The following is an 18,569-nucleotide window of genomic DNA, read 5'->3' as shown; positions in this document are numbered from 1 at the left end:
ACATGACCAAACCGACCCACGCCCCGGCCCGTACCTCGGCCCGTACTGCGGCGGCCACCTCCCCGACCGAACACGACCCCCGCTGGGCCCGCGTGCTGGCGCGCGACCCGGCGGCCGACGGCGATTTTGTCTATGCCGTCAAGACCACCGGCGTCTACTGCCGCCCGAGCAGCCCCTCGCGCCTGCCGCGCCCGGAGAACGTGGAGTTCTTCGACACGCCGCAGGCCGCCGAGGCCGCCGGCTACCGCCCCAGCAAACGCGCCGCCGCCGACCAGTCCGCCACCGCGGCGCAGCACGCCGCGCTGGTCGCCGAAGCCTGCCGCCGCATCGAGCACGCCGCCGAGCCGCCCGCGCTCGACACGCTCGCGCGCGAGGCCGGCCTGAGCCCCTTCCATTTCCACCGCGTGTTCAAGGCCGTCACCGGCCTCACGCCCAGGGCCTACGCCTGCGCGCACCGCGCGCGCCGCCTGCGCGACGGCCTGGGCCGCGCCGGCTCCGTCACCGAAGCCATCTACGAAGCCGGCTTCAACTCCAACAGCCGCTTCTACGAAGCCGCCGGCCAGATGCTCGGCATGACCGCCAGCCGCTACCGCGCCGGCGGCGCCGACACCGACATCCGCTTCGCCGTGGGCGAATGCTCGCTCGGCGCCATCCTGGTCGCGCAGAGCGAGCGCGGCGTCTGCGCGATCCTGCTCGGCGACGACCCCGACGCGCTCGCGCGCGAGCTGCAGGACCAGTTCCCGCGCGCCAACCTGATCGGCGGCGACGCCGGCTTCGAGCAGCTGGTCGCGCGCGTGGTCGGCCTGATCGAAGCGCCGTCGCTGGGCCTGGACCTGCCGCTCGACGTGCGCGGCACCGCATTCCAGGAGCGCGTGTGGCAGGCGCTGCGCGAGATCCCGCCCGGCACCACCGCCAGCTACGCCGAGATCGCCGCGCGCATCGGCGCGCCGAAGGCGGTGCGCGCGGTGGCGCAGGCCTGCGGCGCCAACCACATCGCCGTGGCCATTCCCTGCCATCGCGTGGTGCGCAGCGACGGCCAGCTCTCGGGCTACCGCTGGGGCGTGGAGCGCAAGCGGGAGCTGCTCGGGCGCGAGGGGCAGGCGTGACGGGCCGCCGCGCTCTCGCTCACTCGCCGGTGAAGCGCGCCGGGCGGCGCTCGATGAAGTGCGCCACGCCCTCCTTGAAGTCGGCGCTCTGGATGCTCGCGAACATCGCCTCGTTGGCGTCGCGCGTGGCTTCGGCCAGGTTTTGGAACGGCACCTCGCCCAGTTGCCGCTTCATCACGCCGAGCGAGCGCGGCGAGACGTTCTGCGCGAGATCCTCGGCGTAGCGCAGCGTCTCGGGCAGCAAGCTGTCGGCCTCGTAGAGCCGGTTCACCAGCCCCATCCGCAGCGCTTCCTGGGCCGAGACCTTGCGCGCCGAATAGAGCAGGTCGGCCGCGTGGCCGGGTCCGACCACGCGCGGCAGCATCCAGGCGATGCCGTGCTCGGCGATCAGGCCACGCTTGGCGAACGCGGTGCTGAAGGCGGCCTTGTCGCTGGCGAAGCGGATGTCGCTGTACAGTGCGAACACCAGCCCGAGCCCGGCCGCCGCGCCGTTGACGGCGGCGATGACGGGCTTGCGCATGGCGGGGAAGTAGCCGTAGCGGGTCTGGTAGTCGGGGCGCCGGTTCATGTCGAACGGGCGCATCCACTGCGCGGCGCGGATGTCGCCCGGCGGCAGGATCTCGAGCTCGTCGATGTCCATGCCGGCGCAGAAGCCGCGGCCGGCGCCGGTGAGCACCACCACGCGCACGGCGGCGTCGCGGTCGGCTTGCTCCATGACCTCGCGCAGCTCGGCTTCCATGACCCTGGTCAGCGCGTTGAGCTTGTCGGGCCGGTTGAGGGTGACGACGGCGATGCGGCCGTCGGTGCCGGCGCGGGAAAGCTGGATTTCGTTGTACATGGGTCGGTCCCGGTTCAAGTGGGTAGCTGGATGGATCTGGGCTCGAGAAATTCCTCCAGCCCGAAGGCGCCGCCTTCGCGGCCGACGCCCGACATGCCGAAGCCGCCGAACGGCGCCAGCGCGTTGAAGCGGCCGCCGTTGACGTCGACCTGCCCGGCGCGCAGCTCGCGCGCGACCGCCTCGCCCTGCTCCGGCGTGGCGGCCCACACCGTGGCGGCGAGGCCGTAGGGCGTGGCGTTGGCCAGCGCGATGGCGTCGTCCTGCGAGTCGTGGCAGAGCACCGCCAGCACCGGCCCGAACACTTCCTCGTTGGCCAGGCGGCTGTCGGGCGGCACCTCGCCGAACACCGTGGGCGCGACGAAATGCCCGCTGCCCGGCACCGCGGCCGCGCTGCCGCCGGCCACCAGGTCGCAGCCGGCCTGCTCGGCCTCGCGGATGAAGTCCAGCACGCGCGCCTTCTGCGCGGCCGAGAGCAGCGGCCCCACGCGCGTGGCGGGGTCTTCGGGGTCGCCCAGCGTCAGCGCCGCCGCGCCCTCGCGCAGCAGCGCGCGGCATTGCGCGTAGTCGGCGCGCGGCACCAGCAGGCGCGTGGTGGCGCTGCAGGTCTGGCCGCTGTTGAGCATGCACGAGGCCAGCGTGGCCTTGACCGCGCGCGCGAGGTCCGCGCCGGGCAGCACCACGGCGGCCGACTTGCCGCCGAGCTCCATCGACAGCCGCTTCATGTCGCCGGCGGCGATGGCGGCGATCCGGCGGCCGACCGCGGTGGAGCCGGTAAAGGACAGCATGGCGACGCCGGCATGCGCCACCAGTGCCTCGCCCACGGCGGCACCGCCGAGCACCACGTTGAGCACGCCGTCCGGCAGGCCCGCGCGCTCGGCGGCCGCGATCAGGCGCGCGGTGGTGGCCGGGGCCAGCTCCGAAGGCTTGAGCACCACCGTGCAGCCGGCCAGCAGGGCCGGCGCGAGCTTGGCCGTGATCTGGTGCAGCGGATAGTTCCACGGCGTGATGGCCGCCACCACGCCGGCCGGCTCGAGCACGATGCGCGAATTGCCGACGGTGCGCTCGAAGCCGAAGCTGTCCGCCAGCGCCGCGGTGGCGCGCCACGCGGCCACCGGCGCATCGACCTGGATGCGCCGGGCCAGCTTGAGCGGCATGCCGACTTCGCGCGAGATCTCGCGCGCCAGTTCGCCGGACACGGCCTCCAGCGCATCGGCGATGGCCAGCAGGAACGGCGCCCGGCCGCGCGCACCGAGCGCGCGCCACGCCGGCAGCACCAGCCGCGCGGCGCGCACGGCGGCGTCCGCGTCGGCCGCGCCGCCGAGCGTCACGGTGGCCAGCGGCGCGCCGGTGGCGGCGTCGCCGACATGGACCTCGCCGGCCGGCGTGGCGGGTACGCGCGCGCCGCCGATGTAGTGGTGGTCGATCCGCATCCCGGCCGTGGCCGCGAGCGTTACCGTGGTCGTTGCATCTGTCACTGTCCTTGCTCCTTGCTCTTGCGTTTTTCCAGGAAGGCCGCCATCACGCGCTGGGGCTCGCCGTCGGCATAGCACTCGAGCTGCGCGCGGATCCCCGCCACGCAGGCCTCGTCGAAGCCGGGCTGGCTCAGCGCGCGCAGGCGCTGCTTGGACAGCCGCACCGCCGTCGGCGGCAGCGCGGCCAAAACGCGCGCACGCGCCAGCGCGGCATCCATCAGCGCGTCCGCCGCGGCGAGTTCCGTCACCAGCCCGATCTCATAAGCGCGCTGCCCGCTCACGAGGTCGCCCGACAGCGACATCTGCGCGTTGTGGGTGTGGCCCACGTGCAGCATCATCAGGTAAGACCCCACGATGCTGGCCAGGCCGGCCTTGACTTCGGGCTGGCCCCAGCGGCTGTCCGGCGTGGCGATGCGCCAGTCGGCGCACAGCGCCACCTGGAAGCCGGCGCCGGCGGCCACGCCGTGCACGGCGGCCACGCACGGCTTGTCGAGGTCGCGCACGGCCTGGTACATGGCGCGCTGCCGGTTGAGCCACGGCACAATCTGCTGCCACGTGACCGCCGCCGCCTCGTCGAGGTCCTGTCCCGAGCAGAACGCGCGGGCGCCGGCGCCGGCCAGCACCACGGCGCGCACCGCCGGCGCGCGGTTGAGCTCGTCGAGGCTGGCGATCAGTTGCGCGCGCAGCGCATCGTTGACCGCGTTCATGCGGCCGGGGCGGTTCAGCGTGACCACCGCGACGCCGCCGTCCAGCGCGACCGCGACTTCGTTTTCCTGTACAGGCATGTGTGTGTTCCGTTGGTTGTCTTGGGATGGCCGCGGCGGCGCCTCAGCGCATTTCCACCACCGCGTCGACCGCCACCACGCCCTGCCCGGCCGGCATCACCATCAGCGGATTGATGTCCACCGCCCTGAGCGAGGTGCGATAGGCCAGCGCGAAATCGCCGAGCGCCACGGCCGCCGCGGCGAGCGCGTCGAGATCGAGGGCCGGCACGTCGCGATAGCCGTCGAACAGCGGCGCGACGCGCAGGCGCCGGCAGGCCGCGCGCGCCTCGTCCGCGCTGAACGGCGCCAGCAGCGTGACGATGTCCTGGCGCAGCTCCAGCAGCGTGCCGCCCTCGCCGATCATGACCAGCGGGCCGAGCGCGGCGTCCACGGTCACGCCGAGCGCGAATTCGTGCGTGCCCTTGACCATCCGCGCCACCACCACGCGCGGCGCGGCCTCGCCGAGTTCGGCCAGCTTGCCAAGGCAGGCCCCGGCCGCCGCGCGCACGCCCGCGGCATCGGCCAGGCGCAGCCGCACCAGGCCGTGCTCGCTCTTGTGCGGCACGCCGGCCGCGCAGCCCTTGACCGCCACCGTGCCGCCGCCCAGCGCCGCGAACGCCGCCACCGCCTCGTCGGCGCTGGCGCATTGCCGGTGCGCGACCACCGACACGCCGTGGCCGGCCAGCAGGGCGAGGCTGGCGTGCTCGTCGAGCAGGCCGCTGCCGTCCCACGTCCGCGCGGCGGGCAGCAGGCGCTCGCCGGCGCCGCCGAGTTGGCGGTGCGCGGCGTACTGGGCGAGCGCGCCGATGGCGTCGGCCTCGGTGGTGAAGGCGGGAATGCCGTGCGCGGCGAAGGCCGCGCGCACATCCTGCTGCGGCGCGCTGACGACGAGCGGCTTGGCGTGCTCCGCGAGAAAAGCGGCGGCGTCGCGCGCCAGCGCCGGCACGTCGTAGCCCGGCCCGGCCACCGGGATGCCGATCATGACCATGTCGGCCTGCGGGTCGCCGCCCAGCACGTCCAGCACGCGCGGGAACATGTCGCCCTTGCCGAGCAGCGCGGCGGTCATGTCGAGCGGGTTGTTGACGCTGCCGAACTCCGGCAGGATCGCGGCCAGCCCGTCCCGGGTGGCCGGGGCCAGCTCCGCCAGCGGCAGCGCTGCGCGCTCGGCCAGGTCGGCGGCCATCACGCCCACCGCGCCGCTGTGGCTCATCACCACCGTGCGGCCGGCCGCGGGATCGTGGCCTTGCAGGTACAGCGGCGTGGCGCGGATGAACTCGTTCATGTCGCGCGCGCGCCAGATGCCGTGGCGCGCGAGGAACGCATCGATGGCGGCGTCGTTGCCGACCAGCGCGCCCGTGTGCGACGCCGCGGCCACCGCGCCGCGCCGGCTGCTGCCGCTCTTGAGCGCCACCACGTGCGCGCCGCGCGCGCGCGCCACGGCCGCCGCGGCGGCGAGACGCTCGGGGTCGGACAGCGTCTCCAGGTAGACCAGGATCACGCGGATGGCCGGATCGGCCGCCACCGCCTCGGCCATCGCGCAGGCATCGAGGTCGGCGTCGTTGCCGGTGGCCACCAGGTAGCGCACGCCGAACCCGGCCTGGCGCAGCAGCGCATACGGCATCACGCTGGCCGCGCCGCTCTGGCTGATGATGGCGATGGGACCGTCGGCGGGCGCCACTTCCATGAACATGGTGCTGAAATTGAGCACCGCGCCGCTGGCGAAGTTGGCGGTGCCCTGCGCATTGGGCCCGACCAGGCGCATGCCGCCGGCGTTGGCCGCGGCCACCAGCGCGGCCTGCCGCTCGCGGCCGGCCGCGCCGGTCTCGCCGAAGCCCGAGGCCATCACCACGGCGGCCTTGACGCCGAGCGCGCTGCACTGGCGCACCTGCGCCAGCGTGGCGTCGCCCGCCACCGCGATCACCACCGCGTCCGGCACCGCGCCGATCTCGGCGACGCTGACATAGGCGCGGTGGCCCTGGATCTCGGCGCGGCCGGGATTGACCGGGTAGACCTTGCCGGCGAAACCAAAGCGGTTCAGGTAGTGGATCGGCCTGCCGCCGACCTTGTTGGGGTTGTCGGAGGCGCCGATGACGGCGACGGAGCGGGGGCTGAACAGGGCGTCGAAATGCGGACTCATCGGTGTGCTTGCGTGCGTGCTGTGCGGGGGATCGGCAGGGGAATGCATGGCCATGCGCCTTCAGTCGAGGCTGGCGCCGGAGGCCTTGACCACGGCCGACCACTTGCCCGCGTCGTGCTGGATCATCTGCGCGAAGTCCTGCGGGGTGCCGGGCATCGGCCTGGCGCCGAGCGTGGCCAGTTGCGCCTTGACGTCCGGCATGCCCAGCACCTTCTGCAGCTCGCCGTTCAGGCGCGCGACCACGGCGCCCGGCGTGCCCTTCGGCGCGGACAGCCCGAACCAGATCGTCACGTCGAAGCCGGGCAGGCCCGACTCGGCCACCGTGGGCACCTTGGGCAGCGCCTCCGAGCGTGCTGGGCCGGTCACGGCCAGCGCGCGGACCTTGCCGGCGCCGATGTACTGCGCCTGGCTGGAGACGGTGTCGAACATCATCGAGATGCGCCCGCCCAGCAGGTCGGTGAAGGCGGCGGCGGATCCCTTGTAGGGCACGTGCACGATGTCGATGGCGGCCATCGACTTGAACAGCTCGCCGGACAGGTGGTTGGAGCTGCCGTTGCCGGCCGAGCCGAACGTGAGCGTGCCCGGTTTCTGGCGCGCCAGCGCGATCAGGTCCTTGACGCTGGCCACGGCGGACGCGGGCGGCACCACCAGCACGTTGACCGTGGAGGCCACCGAGCCGACCGCGTCGAAGGCCTTGACCGGGTCGATCTTGAGCGTCCTGTACAGCGAGGGGTTGATCGCCATCGTCCCGGTGGTCGAGAAGAACAGCGTATAGCCGTCCGGCGCGGCCGCGGCGACGGCTTCGGTGGCAATGGTGCCGCCGGCGCCGCCGCGGTTGTCGATCACCACCGGCTGGCCCAACTGCCGCGACAGGTGCTGGCCGATCAGGCGGGCCATCGCGTCGGTCGGCCCGCCCGCCGGGAAGGGCACCACGAGCCGCAGCGGCTTGTCGGGATAGGCCGCGGCAAGGCCGGGGCTGGCGAGGCCGGCGAGCGCCAGAACGGCGGGCGCGATCCAGCGCAGGAAGGAAGCGGAAGGTCTCACGAATTGTCTCCATCGTTGTCTTGGCGCCGGCTCGGTGTGCTGCATGGCCAGGCATGACGGCAGTGTAGAGACCGCCGAGGAAATGCATAAGCGTAGAATCGGATATACCTGTTATCCACTATTTGCATGGGTGAGGACGGTCCCCGCCCGCGACGACATGAACATCAAGCAACTCGAAACGCTGGTGCTGGTGGCCGAGCTCGGCTCGCTGTCGCGCGCCGCCCGGGCCACCGGCGTGGCCCAGTCGCTGGTCAGCCGCAGCATCGGCCAGCTGGAAGCGCAGTGGGGCGACCGGCTGTTCGAGCGCACGGGCCGGGGCGTGGTGCTGTCGGAATTCGGCCGGCGCATCTTTCCGCAGGTGCAGTTGCTGCTGGCGCAGTCGGCGCGGCTGCAGGACGAGGTGAAGGACGCGGCGGGGGTGCCCTCGGGCGTGGTGCGCGTGGGCGTGCTGCCGTCGATGGCGCGCCGCGTGGTGACGCGGCTGTTCGAGGACACGCAGGCGAAGGCGCCCGGCGTGCTGCTTCACATCTCGGAGGGATTCAGCGGCCAGCTCGACGAGCAGCTCGCCTCGGGGCGGCTCGACATGGCGGTGGTCAACCGCTACGGGCACGGCCCGCGCCAGGACGAGGACATCGTCGGGCAGGTCGCCACCTACCTGGTCTGCGCCGGCACGCATGCGCTGGCGCGGCGGCGCGAGATCGCGCTGCGCGAGCTGGCGGGGCTGCCGCTGGTGCTGCCGCCCGCGCCCAACGGCCTGCGCTCGATCCTCGACCAGCACGCGCGCCAGCAGGGCATCGCGCTGAACGTGGTGCTGGAGGTCGAGTCGCTGGCGACCATGAAACAGGTGGTCATGGGCGGGCACGCCATGACCATCCTGCCGCTGCTCGGCGTGGACGACGAGATCCGCGCGGGGCAGCTCGGCGCGCTGGAGATCCGCAAGCCGGAAATACCACGCACGATCTCGATCGGCATCACGCGGCACCACCCGCTGTCGCGCGCGTCGCGCTACGTGCTCGCGCGGCTGCACGACGTGGTGCCGGCGCTGATCGCGGCCGGCACCGCCGGCGCGCCCGCGGCGCAGTGAGCGCGGGCGGCCCCGTTCCCGGCGCTAGCGCCTGGCTTGCGCCAGCTGCGGCACGCGCTCCGCGCCGGCGGCCGGTGCGTTGCCTTCCACCGGCCGGCCGCGCTGCGAGGCATGCCACGGCAGCAGCTTTTCCTCCGCCCACTCGAGCGCCTTGAACAGGATCACGCCGAGCGCGCACAGCAGCGCCAGCGCGACGAACACGGTCGGCGTGTCGAAGCTGCCCTGCGCCACCAGGATCACGTGGCCGAGGCCGGTCTCGCCAGCCACGAACTCGCCGACGATGGTGCCCACCAGCGCGAACGACACGCCCACCTTCATGCCGGCAAAGATGCCCGGCAGCGCGTTGGGAAAGCGGATCTTCCACAGCACCTTGCCGCGCGAGGCCTGGTTGGCGCGCGCCATGTTGAGCATCTCGGGGTCGATGGACTTGAGGCCGAGCACGGTGTCGATCAGGATCGGGAAGATCGCGATCAGCATGGCGATGGCGATCTTGGGCGCGGAGCCGGTGCCGAGCCAGATCACGAACAGCGGCGCCAGCGCGACCTTGGGCACGGCGTTGAGCGCCACCATCAGCGAATACAGCGTGCGCTCCAGGAAGCGCGAGTAGACGATGCCGATGGCCGCGCCCACGCCCAGCAGCACGGCGATGGCAAAGCCCGCCAGCGTGGTCAGCAAGGTGTCCAGGCTCTGCATCAGCAGGAAGCCCGGCTGCGACAGGAACTGCGCGAAGATCTTGCTCGGCGGCGGCAGCAGGAACTCGCGCACGCCGAACGCGCGCACCGCGCCTTCCCACGCCAGCAGCAGCACCACGATGGTGAGAACGGCCAGCCGGCTGTTCTCGGAACGTTTCCAGATCCGCTTCATTGCTTCATCCCCCTCATCCCCTGTAGATGCCAAGCTCGCGGAAGATCTGGCGGATCTGCGCGACATAGCCCGCGAACGCTTCGGTTTCCCGCACCGCCAGCCCGCGCGGGCGCTCCAGCTCGATCGGAATCACCGCGGCGACGCCGCCGGGATTGCGCGACATCACCACCACCCGGTCGCTCAGGTAGACGGCCTCGGAGATCGAGTGCGTGATGAACAGCACGGTCTTGCCGGTGGCCAGCCAGGTGCGCTGCAGCTCTTCGTTGAGGTCGTCGCGCGTGAACGGGTCGAGCGCGCCGAACGGCTCGTCCATCAGCAGCAGTTGCGGGTCCACCAGCAGCGCGCGGCAGATCGAGGCGCGCTGGCGCATGCCGCCGGAGAGTTCCCACGGGTAGCGGCTGGCGAACGCGCCGAGGCCGAACAGGTTGAGCACGGCGCGCGCGCGTTCCTCGAAATCGCGCCGGTCGAGGTCGTGGAACTCGGCGGCGATCAGCACGTTGTCGAGGATGGTGCGCCAGTCCAGCAGCAGGTCGCGCTGGAACACCACGCCCATGTTGGCGGGCGGCCCCACGATGGGGTCGCCCTGCAGCGCGAGGTGGCCGCTGGAGATGGGCTCCAGCCCGGCCACGCACTTGAGCAGCGTGCTCTTGCCGCAGCCGCTGGGCCCGACGATGCTGACGAACTCGCCTTCCTCGATGTCGAGGCTGACGTCCTTGAGCGCGTAGAGCGGCTCGCGCTGCGAGTGATAGATCTTGTTGAGCTGGCCGATCTGCAGGAATGCCGACATCTTTCCGTCTCCCGCGCCTAGTTCGCCAGCATGGCGTTGGTGTAGTAGTCGGCGGGCTTGTGCCCGGGCTTGATCATGCCGGCCTGCTCCATCGAGCGGATCGCGGCGGCCCAGTCGGCGTCGTCCTGGCGGCCGAACGGCAGGCTCTTCTGCGTGGGGCTGTCGAAGAACGGGCGGTAGGCCTGGATCTGCGCCTGCAGGATCTGCGGGTCGAGCTTGACGTTGGGGCGCTGCGCCTGGATCGCCGCCACGCCTTCGTCGATGTGGCCGTTGTAGATGTATTCCCACGCACGCACCTGGATCTGGGTGAACTTCCTGATCGCCGCGCCCTTCTCGGCCAGCCGCTGCGGCGTCGCCACCAGGCCGTAGCTGGGGAAGTTGATGCCGCTGTCGGACAGCAGTAGCGCCTTGGCCGGTCGCACCTTGGACACCATCGGCTGGCCGAACGGCGCCTGCGAGAGGAAGCCGTCGCTGTTGCCCGAGGCGTAGGTGGAGATCATCGCCGCCGGCGACACCATCACGATGCTGGCCTTGCCCTTGGCGATGCCGTTGGCCTTGAAGTAGGGATCGATGAACGGCGCCCACGGGCTGGTGGTGAAGCACACCAGCTTCTTGCCGATCAGGTCCTGCACCGACTTCACGCCGAGCTTCTCGTCCACCATCACGGCGAGGTCGCCCTTGCGCGCGAAGCCGGCGATGGACATCAGCTCCAGCCCGTTTTCCCTGGCCACCGCCATCGTGCCGAGCTGCACCTGGCCCACGTCGGCCTGGCCGGCGGCCAGCAGCTGCAGCGTGTTGATGGTGCCGGTGCCATCCTGCACCTCCACATCGAGCCCGGCCTCCTGGAACCAGCCTTTTTGCCTGGCGAGGTGCATGGCCGCATGCATGCCCCACGGCGAGTAATCCATCCGCACCAGCAGCTTCTGGTCGGCGGCCTGCGCCGCGCAGGCGGCGGTCAGCAGCATCGATGTCGCGGCGGCCGCGCAGACGCGCCAGGCCAGTTTCATGACAGAAGAACGCATCGTAGTTTCCTTGTGGGCGTGGGCGGGTCTCGATGTGTACCCGCCTCCGGTGTGACCGTGAATCCGTGAAAGCGTGAATCCTGCTGCGCGAGCGCTGCCGTATCGACGGCCTGCGCCGGCCTACGCCAGCCGCCGCGCGCGCAGCGCGGCGGTGGCCGCGGCGTCGACCTCGCCGGTGGCCGGGTCCGCCACCGCCTGGTAGTGCTCGCGCACGAAGGCCGCGCTGAGCTTGTGGTTCCACACGTCCTCGCGGATGCGCGCGAAGTCGCGCGCGAGCGGATCGCCGAAGCCGCCGCCGCCGGGCTGGATGTGCGTGACCAGGTCGCCGCGCGCGATCGTCATGCCGACCTTGCTCGGCAGCTCGGTGGTGGCCCCGTCGTGCTCAAGCAGGTTGCGTGCCGGGCTCGCCGCCGCGCCGCCGGCCAGGCCGTATGGCGAGAACTTCATGCGGTCCGCGCGCAGCTGCAGCAGCGCGTCCGGCGCCAGCACGCGGTAGCTGCGGCGGATGCCCAGGCCGCCGCGGAACTGGCCCGCGCCGCAGGAATCCTCGACCAGCTCGTAGGCTTCCACGCGCACCGGATGCTGCGCCTCGAGCGTTTCCACCGGCGTGTTGGAGAGGTTCTGCGAGGCGTTGGTGATGGCCTCGATGCCGTCGCTGGCCGGACGCCCGCCCCAGGCGCCGCAGATCATGTCGACGATGATGTACGGCTTGCCGTTGTCGCCCTTGCCGGACAGGCACACCACGGTGTTGCCGCCTTCGCCGGCGGCGGGGATGCGGTCCGGCACGATCTGCGCGAGCGCGCCGAGCATGGCGTCGAACACACGGTAGCCGGTCAGCGCGCGCGCCGCCACCGCGCTGGGCGGCAGCGGGTTGAGTACCGAGCCTTCGGGCACGCGCACCTCGATGCAGCGGAACACGCCCGCGTTGTTGGGCACGTCGCCCTTGAGCGCGCAGCGCACGCTCAGGTAGGTGCACGACCTGGTGTACGACAGCGTGGAGTTGATGGCCGCGCGCACCTGCGGCGACGAGCCGGCGTAGTCCGCGCTGACGTGGTCGTCGTGCACGGTCAGCGCCACCCGGATCGGGATCGGCTCGGGCGAGAGGCCGTCGTCGTCGATGTAGTCGGTGAAGTGGAAGGTGCCCTTGGGCCATCCGCGGATTTCCTCGCGCGTGAGGCGCTCGGCGTAGTCCAGCAGCTCGTTCAGATAGGCGCGCGTGTCCGCGCGGCCGTAGCGGTCGAACAGCGCGGTCAGCTCGCGCACGCCGACCTGGGTGGCGGCGTACTGCGCCTTGAGGTCGCCCAGCACGCGGTCCGGCACGCGCACGTTCTGCGCGATGATGCGCTCGAGCGTGTCGTTGACCTGCCCGGCCTCGTACAGCTTGAGCACCGGGATGCGCAGGCCCTCCTGGTAGATCTCGGTGGAATCGCTGGCGTTGGAGCCCGGCACGCGGCCGCCCACGTCGGTGTGGTGGCAGATCACCACGCACCAGCCTTCCAGCTCGCCGCGGTAGAAGAACGGCACGAACATGAAGATGTCCGGCAGGTGCATGCCGCCCTGGTACGGGTCGTTGACGATGACCGCGTCGCCGGGCCGCAGCGCGTCGCCGTAGCGTGCCCGCACCGCTTCCATCGCCTCGGGAATGGCGCCCAGGTGCAGCGCGATGGTCTTGGCCTGCGCCACCATGCGGCCGTGGCGGTCGCAGATGGCGGCGGAGTAGTCCATCACGTCCTTGACGATCTCGGAGCGCGCGGTGCGGATGACCGTGTAGGCCACTTCGTCGACGATGGAATCCATCGCGTTCTTGACGACCGCGAAGGTCACCGGGTCGAACTGCGTGCTCATGCTGCCTCCTGGGGGCTGTCGATGTCGATGATGATGTTGCCGATCTTGTCGGCGCGCGCCGAGGCGCCGGGCGGCACCACGATGGTGGTGTCGTAGGACTCGATGACGAGCGGGCCCTGGCGCGGCGCCGCGGTGATGGCCGAGCGCGGCACCAGCAGCGTTTCGCGCGGTGCCTGGCCGCGCCCGAAGCTCACCGGGCGCGTGCCGGCCACGCCGTGCAGCGCGCTGGCGTCCACCTGGATGGCGTCGAAGTCCAGCCGCTGGTCGCTGCGGCCGTAGGCGCTCAGGCGGATGTTGACCAGTTCGAGCGGCTCGTCGTTGCGGTAGCCGAAGGTCTGCTGGTAGAGCGCGCCGAAGTCTTCCACCAGTTGCGCGATGGCGGCGGCGTCGGGCACGCTGCCGTCCCGTCCGCCCGCCAGCGGAATGGTCAGCTCGGAGCTCTGGCCCAGGTAGCGCAGGTCGATGCCCACGGCGATCTCCACCGCCTCCCGTCCGTAGCCTTCCAGCGCGAGCACCTCCTGGCCTTGCTGGCGCAGTTCCGCGATCACCGCGCCGATGCCGGCCGCGTCGCACTCGGCCAGCGGGCGCAGGATGGCCTTGACGAAGTTGTGCTCGGCGTCGGCGCACAGCATGCCGGCCGAGCAGAACACGCCCGCCATGACCGGCGCGATCACGCGCCGGATGCCCAGCAGCATGGCCACGTCCACCGCGTGCAGCGGGCCGCCGCCGCCGAAGGCGATCATGGTCATGTCGCGCGGATCGCGCCCGCGCTCCACCGTCACGGCGCGCAGCGCGCGCGCCATGCTGACGTTGGCCACGTGGCGGATGCCGTGCGCGGCGGCCAGCGTGTCGAGGCCGAGCGGCGCGCCGATGTGCGTGTCGATGGCGCGCGCCGACTGCGCCGGGTCCACCTTGAGGCTGCCGCCGGCGAGCGCTGCGGGATTGAGATAACCGAGCACCATGTTGGCGTCGGTCACGGTGGGGCGGTCGTTGCCGCGGCCGTAGCAGGCCGGACCCGGGTTGGCGCCGGCCGATTCCGGCCCCACGCACAGCAGGCCGCCGGCATCGATCCACGCCAGCGAGCCGCCGCCCGCGCCCACCTCGGCGATGTCGATGGCGGGCACCTTGAGCACATAGCCGCCGCCCTTGACGAAGCGGCTCGGCGCGCTGATGCCGTCGCGGAACTCGTATTCGGTGGTCAGCGACGGCACGCCGTCGGTGATGATGGAAGCCTTGGCGGTGGTGCCGCCCATGTCGAACACGATCAGGTCGCGGCCGCCGCCGAGCGCGCCGATCCGCGCCGCGCCGGCCACGCCGCCGGCCGGGCCGGAGGCCACCGCGAACACCGGCTTGTCGCTGGCGCTGCCCACGCCCATCATGCCGCCGTTGGAGGCCATCACCTGCAGCGACGCGGTCACGCCCATGCGGCCGAGGTCGTCCTTGAGGCGGCGCAGGTAGGTGCGCATGGCCGGCAGGATGTAGGCGTTCACCACGGTCGTGCTGGTGCGCTCGTATTCCTTGATCTCCGGCAGCACGTCGCACGATGCGGTCACCAGCAGGCGCGGGAACTCCCGCTCCAGGCTCGCCTTGGCCGCGAGTTCGTGCGCCGGGTTGATATAGCTGTTGATGAAGCAGATCGCCAGCGCCTCCACGCCCTCTTCCACCAGCGCGCGCGCCACGCGCAGCACCTCGTCGGCGTCGAGCGGCACCACGATGTTGCCGCGCGCGTCGATGCGCTCGTTGAGGCCGCGGCGGTAGCGCCGCGGCGCCAGCGGCAGCGGCTTCTGCCAGCCCAGGTCGAACATGGTGGGCGTGCGGATGCGGCCGATCTCCAGCACGTCGCGGAAACCCGCCGTGGTCAGCACGCCGGTGCGCGCGCCGACCTTCTGCAGGATGGTGTTGGAGGCCGTGGTGGTGCCGTGCACGATCTCGGTGATGTCGCCCGGCGCGATGCCGGCCTGCGCGATCAGCGCCCCCAGGCCGGTCACGATGGCCTCGCCGAGGTCGTGCGGCGTGGTCGAGGTCTTGTTGACGAACAGGCGGCCGTCCGGCATGGCCAGGACGATGTCCGTGAAAGTACCGCCGATGTCGCAGCCGACGCGCACGCCCGCCTTGCTTCCTGCTTGAACCATGTCCTCTCCAGATTCCAGGTTTGTGAGGCGCGGGCGACTTGCCCGTGCCGCGCGAGCCCTTGCCCGGGACCGCGCACCGATTCATCAGCTAACTAACTAGTCAGTACAATAGAAGACCGGTTTTTGCTTGTCAACCGGGTTTTCACGGAGCACAAGAATGTTGCCTGGCAAGGCTTTGCGCATGGTTTTTGTGCACGGCGGGCGGTGTACACTAACCATCTGGTTAGCGCACGCACCATCGCGGCGCAGCGCCCCGCACAACTTCAAGGAACCCCTCGCCATGCCAGCCACCGCCAAGACCGCGCGCAAGCCCAAGCCTCGCGATGCCCAGGCCACGCGCGAAAAAATCCTGCAGATGGCGTCGAAGGAATTCGCCGCCAAGGGCTTCGACGGCGCGCGCGTCGACAGCATCGTCGCGCGCAGCAAGATCAGCAAGAACCTCGTCTACCACTACTTCGACAGCAAGGAAGCGCTGTTCATCGAAGTCATGGAGCGCGCCTATGCCGCCATGCGCGAGCGCCAGAACGAGCTCGGCCTGACCGGCGACAACCCGGTCGACGACATGCGCGCGCTGGTGATGCACACCATCCAGCATTTCGTCGAGCAGCCCGAATTCATCCTGCTGCTGGGCACCGAGAACCTGCACAAGGCCGAGCACATCCGCCAGTCCAAGGTCATTCCCGCCATGTTCAACCCGCTCAAGAGCGCGCTGGCGGAGATCCTCGAGCGCGGCAAGGCGCAGGGCGTGTTCCGCCCCGACGCGGACTGGGTGGATCTGTATGTGTCGATCTCCGGCCTGGGCTCGTACTTCATCTCGAACCGCTACACCTTGTCCTTCGTGCTCGGCGTGGACCTCGGCGCGCCCGAGCGCGTGGCCTCGCGGCTGCGCCACGTGCCGGACATGGTGATGAGCTACCTGTGCAATTTCGGCGAGGCGCGCGCCGGCGCGCCGGGCTGCCCGCAAGTCGCGGCCAGCGTGGCCGGGGCGGAAGCGCCGCAGCCCTGAGGTCGGCGCGGGTGGCGAGGGCGGCACGACATTTTCCTGCGCGCGCGTGGCATCGGGCATACCATAGGCACTGGCATTCTGGGCATTGCACGAAACCACCACGCCAGGGGATCCCATGCGCGACCGCTATCTTTCCCATCTCCGCGACACCCTCGACACCATCCGCGCCGACGGCTTCCACAAGGCCGAGCGCGTGATCGCCAGCCCGCAGGCGGCCGACATCCGGCTGGCCGGCGGCGAGCGGGTGCTGAATTTCTGCGCCAACAACTACCTCGGCCTGGCCGACGACGCGCGCCTGATCGAGGCGGCGCGGCGCGGGCTGGAGGAGGACGGCTTCGGCATGGCGTCGGTGCGCTTCATCTGCGGCACGCAGTCGGTGCACAAGACGCTGGAGGCCGCGCTCGCGCGCTTCCTCGGCACCGGCGACAGCATCCTCTACTCGAGCTGCTTCGACGCCAACGGCGGCCTGTTCGAGACGCTGCTCGACGACCAGGACGCGGTCATCAGCGACGAGCTCAACCACGCCAGCATCATCGACGGCGTGCGCCTGTGCAAGGCCAGGCGCTACCGCTACCGCAACAACGACATGGCCGACCTGGAGGCGCGCCTGCGGGAGGCCGACGCCGCCGGCGCGCGCTTCAAGCTGATCGCCACCGACGGCGTGTTCTCGATGGACGGCATCATCGCCGACCTGCGCGCGATCTGCGACCTGGCGGACCAGTACGGCGCGCTGGTGATGGTGGACGACTCGCACGCGGTCGGCTTCGTCGGCGCGCACGGGCGCGGCACGCCCGAGCTGTGCGGCGTGGAGGGACGCGTGGACATCATCACCGGCACGCTGGGCAAGGCGCTGGGCGGCGCGTCAGGCGGCTACGTGGCGGCGCACCGCGAGATCGTGGACCTGCTGCGGCAGCGCTCGCGCCCCTACCTGTTCTCCAACTCGCTGGCGCCGAGCATCGCCGCGGCCACGCTCAAGGTGCTGGCGCTGCTGGCCAGCGACGAAGGCGCCGCGCTGCGCCGGCGCGTGCGCGAGAACGGCGAGCACTTCCGCCGCGAGATGAGCGCGCTGGGCTTCACGCTGGTGCCGGGCCAGCACCCGATCATCCCGGTCATGCTGGGCGACGCCGCGCTGGCCACCGGCATGGCCGACGCGCTGCTGGCCGAGCACGTGTACGTGGTCGGCTTCTCCTTCCCGGTGGTGCCCAAGGGCCGCGCGCGCATCCGCACGCAGATGAGCGCCGCGCACAGCGCGGAGCACATCGAGCGCGCGGTCACCGCGTTCGCCAGGGTCGGCCGGCGCTTCGGCGCCATCGCCTGAACCCGCGCGCCGCATCGGTACAGGACAGCACAGCAAGGAGCCCAGCCATGAAAGCCCTCGCCAAGACCGAACGCGCGCCCGGCCTGGCCGTGACCGACGTGCCGGTGCCGGAGGTCGGCCACAACGACGTGATGATCCGCATCCGCCAGACCGCCATCTGCGGCACCGACATCCACATCTGGAAATGGGACGAGTGGGCGCAGCACACCATCCCGGTGCCGATGCAGGTCGGGCACGAATACGTGGGCGAGATCGTCGCGCTCGGGCAGGAGGTGCGCGGGCTGGCCATCGGCGACCGCGTCTCCGGCGAGGGGCACATCACCTGCGGCTTCTGCCGCAACTGCCGCGCCGGGCGCCGCCACCTGTGCCGCAACTCGGTCGGCGTCGGCGTCAACCGGCCCGGCGCCTTCGCCGAATACCTGGTGATCCCCGCCTTCAACGCCTTCCGCATCCCCGACGACATCCCGGACGAGATCGCCGCCATCTTCGACCCGTTCGGCAACGCCACCCACACCGCGCTGTCGTTCAACCTCGTGGGCGAGGACGTGCTCATCACCGGCGCCGGCCCGATCGGCATCATGGCCGCGGCCATCGCCCGCCACGTGGGCGCGCGCAACGTGGTCATCACCGACGTCAACGACTACCGCCTCGCGCTGGCCCGCAGGATGGGCGCCACGCGCGCGGTCAACGTGCAGCATGAAAACCTCGGGGACGTGGCCGCCGAGCTGCACATGACCGAGGGTTTCGACGTCGGCATGGAGATGTCGGGCGTGCCGAGCGCGTTCGCCACCATGCTCGAGCACATGAACCACGGCGGCAAGATCGCCATGCTGGGCATCCCGCCGTCGCAGATGGCGATCGACTGGAACCAGATCATCTTCAAGGGCCTGGAGATCAAGGGCATCTACGGCCGCGAGATGTTCGAGACCTGGTACAAGATGGTCGCCATGCTGCAAAGCGGGCTCGACCTGACGCCCATGATCACGCACCGCTTCGGCGTGGACGACTTCCAGGCCGGCTTCGCGGCCATGCTGTCGGGCAACAGCGGCAAGGTGGTGCTGGACTGGACCGGCGCGCATCATAACGCGACGATGCTCGCTCCTGTGGAGCCATGCGGGGCGAACTGATAGATTGACACGGTGTGATTCCT

At 71.2% G+C, this 18,569-nt stretch carries 15 protein-coding genes; 5 read left to right on the top strand and 10 right to left on the bottom strand.

The annotated features are described in order from the left end of the window. The first annotated feature begins 2 nt into the window (after positions 1 to 2). Complete coding sequence (gene ada, locus ACWTPI_RS21760; protein WP_454732694.1) at positions 3 to 1,106, top strand: bifunctional DNA-binding transcriptional regulator/O6-methylguanine-DNA methyltransferase Ada; 1,104 nt, start codon at positions 3 to 5, stop codon at positions 1,104 to 1,106. A 19-nt stretch (positions 1,107 to 1,125) separates the two neighbouring features. On the opposite strand, the gene ACWTPI_RS21755 is transcribed toward ada, so the two are convergent. Genes ACWTPI_RS21755 through ACWTPI_RS21735 form a run of 5 tightly spaced genes read right to left on the bottom strand, consistent with a single transcriptional unit; the run spans position 1,126 to position 7,361 of the window. Continuing rightward, positions 1,126 to 1,944: an enoyl-CoA hydratase gene (locus ACWTPI_RS21755; RefSeq protein WP_454732693.1), complete on the bottom strand. Its 819-nt coding sequence runs from the start codon at positions 1,942 to 1,944 to the stop codon at positions 1,126 to 1,128. A 14-nt stretch (positions 1,945 to 1,958) separates the two neighbouring features. Further along, positions 1,959 to 3,374 (bottom strand): aldehyde dehydrogenase family protein, encoded by a 1,416-nt coding sequence (locus tag ACWTPI_RS21750; RefSeq protein WP_454733989.1) that lies wholly within the window; start codon positions 3,372 to 3,374, stop codon positions 1,959 to 1,961. Positions 3,375 to 3,415: 41 nt separating this feature from the next. Beyond that, a complete protein-coding gene (locus ACWTPI_RS21745; protein WP_454732692.1) occupies positions 3,416 to 4,201 on the bottom strand; it encodes an enoyl-CoA hydratase/isomerase family protein in 786 nt (261 codons plus the stop codon). 43 nt (positions 4,202 to 4,244) lie between these two features. Then, entirely contained in the window at positions 4,245 to 6,317 is a 2,073-nt protein-coding gene (locus ACWTPI_RS21740) for an acetate--CoA ligase family protein (protein WP_454732691.1), read from the bottom strand. A 60-nt stretch (positions 6,318 to 6,377) separates the two neighbouring features. After that, entirely contained in the window at positions 6,378 to 7,361 is a 984-nt protein-coding gene (locus tag ACWTPI_RS21735; RefSeq protein ID WP_454732690.1) for a Bug family tripartite tricarboxylate transporter substrate binding protein, read from the bottom strand. Positions 7,362 to 7,518: 157 nt separating this feature from the next. Here ACWTPI_RS21735 and ACWTPI_RS21730 point away from each other — a divergent pair, with 157 nt between their 5' ends. Continuing rightward, positions 7,519 to 8,445 carry a LysR family transcriptional regulator gene (locus ACWTPI_RS21730; RefSeq protein WP_020203042.1) on the top strand — a complete coding sequence of 309 codons (927 nt, stop codon included), beginning with the start codon at positions 7,519 to 7,521 and terminating at the stop codon, positions 8,443 to 8,445. 24 nt (positions 8,446 to 8,469) lie between these two features. Here the strand turns inward: ACWTPI_RS21730 and ACWTPI_RS21725 are convergent, their stop codons facing one another. The 5 genes from ACWTPI_RS21725 to ACWTPI_RS21705 form a co-directional block, all read right to left on the bottom strand. Continuing rightward, positions 8,470 to 9,309, bottom strand: a complete 840-nt coding sequence (locus tag ACWTPI_RS21725) for an ABC transporter permease (RefSeq protein WP_020203041.1) — start codon at positions 9,307 to 9,309, stop codon at positions 8,470 to 8,472. A 13-nt stretch (positions 9,310 to 9,322) separates the two neighbouring features. Beyond that, positions 9,323 to 10,096 (bottom strand): ABC transporter ATP-binding protein, encoded by a 774-nt coding sequence (locus ACWTPI_RS21720; protein ID WP_059414926.1) that lies wholly within the window; start codon positions 10,094 to 10,096, stop codon positions 9,323 to 9,325. 17 nt (positions 10,097 to 10,113) lie between these two features. Continuing rightward, positions 10,114 to 11,118 (bottom strand): ABC transporter substrate-binding protein, encoded by a 1,005-nt coding sequence (locus ACWTPI_RS21715; RefSeq protein ID WP_231586628.1) that lies wholly within the window; start codon positions 11,116 to 11,118, stop codon positions 10,114 to 10,116. A gap of 120 nt (positions 11,119 to 11,238) precedes the next feature. Further along, entirely contained in the window at positions 11,239 to 12,963 is a 1,725-nt protein-coding gene (locus ACWTPI_RS21710) for a hydantoinase B/oxoprolinase family protein (protein WP_454732689.1), read from the bottom strand. After that, positions 12,960 to 15,095, bottom strand: coding sequence for a hydantoinase/oxoprolinase family protein (locus ACWTPI_RS21705; RefSeq protein ID WP_454732688.1), 2,136 nt, complete (start codon positions 15,093 to 15,095; stop codon positions 12,960 to 12,962). Before ACWTPI_RS21705 ends, ACWTPI_RS21710 begins: the two co-directional genes overlap by 4 nt. Positions 15,096 to 15,375: 280 nt before the next feature. On the opposite strand from ACWTPI_RS21705, the gene ACWTPI_RS21700 reads away from it, so the two are divergent. From ACWTPI_RS21700 to tdh, 3 genes are all read left to right on the top strand, one after another. After that, positions 15,376 to 16,101 (top strand): TetR/AcrR family transcriptional regulator, encoded by a 726-nt coding sequence (locus ACWTPI_RS21700; RefSeq protein ID WP_020203036.1) that lies wholly within the window; start codon positions 15,376 to 15,378, stop codon positions 16,099 to 16,101. A gap of 115 nt (positions 16,102 to 16,216) precedes the next feature. Beyond that, positions 16,217 to 17,419 carry a glycine C-acetyltransferase gene (locus ACWTPI_RS21695; RefSeq protein ID WP_454732687.1) on the top strand — a complete coding sequence of 401 codons (1,203 nt, stop codon included), beginning with the start codon at positions 16,217 to 16,219 and terminating at the stop codon, positions 17,417 to 17,419. A gap of 47 nt (positions 17,420 to 17,466) precedes the next feature. Then, entirely contained in the window at positions 17,467 to 18,546 is a 1,080-nt protein-coding gene (gene tdh / locus ACWTPI_RS21690) for an L-threonine 3-dehydrogenase (RefSeq protein WP_454732686.1), read from the top strand. Positions 18,547 to 18,569 lie beyond the last annotated feature (23 nt).

The organism is Cupriavidus ulmosensis (genome assembly GCF_977008105.1).
The sequence above is the reverse complement of the archived record's forward strand: the minus strand, read 5'-3'. Positions and strand labels throughout refer to the sequence as shown.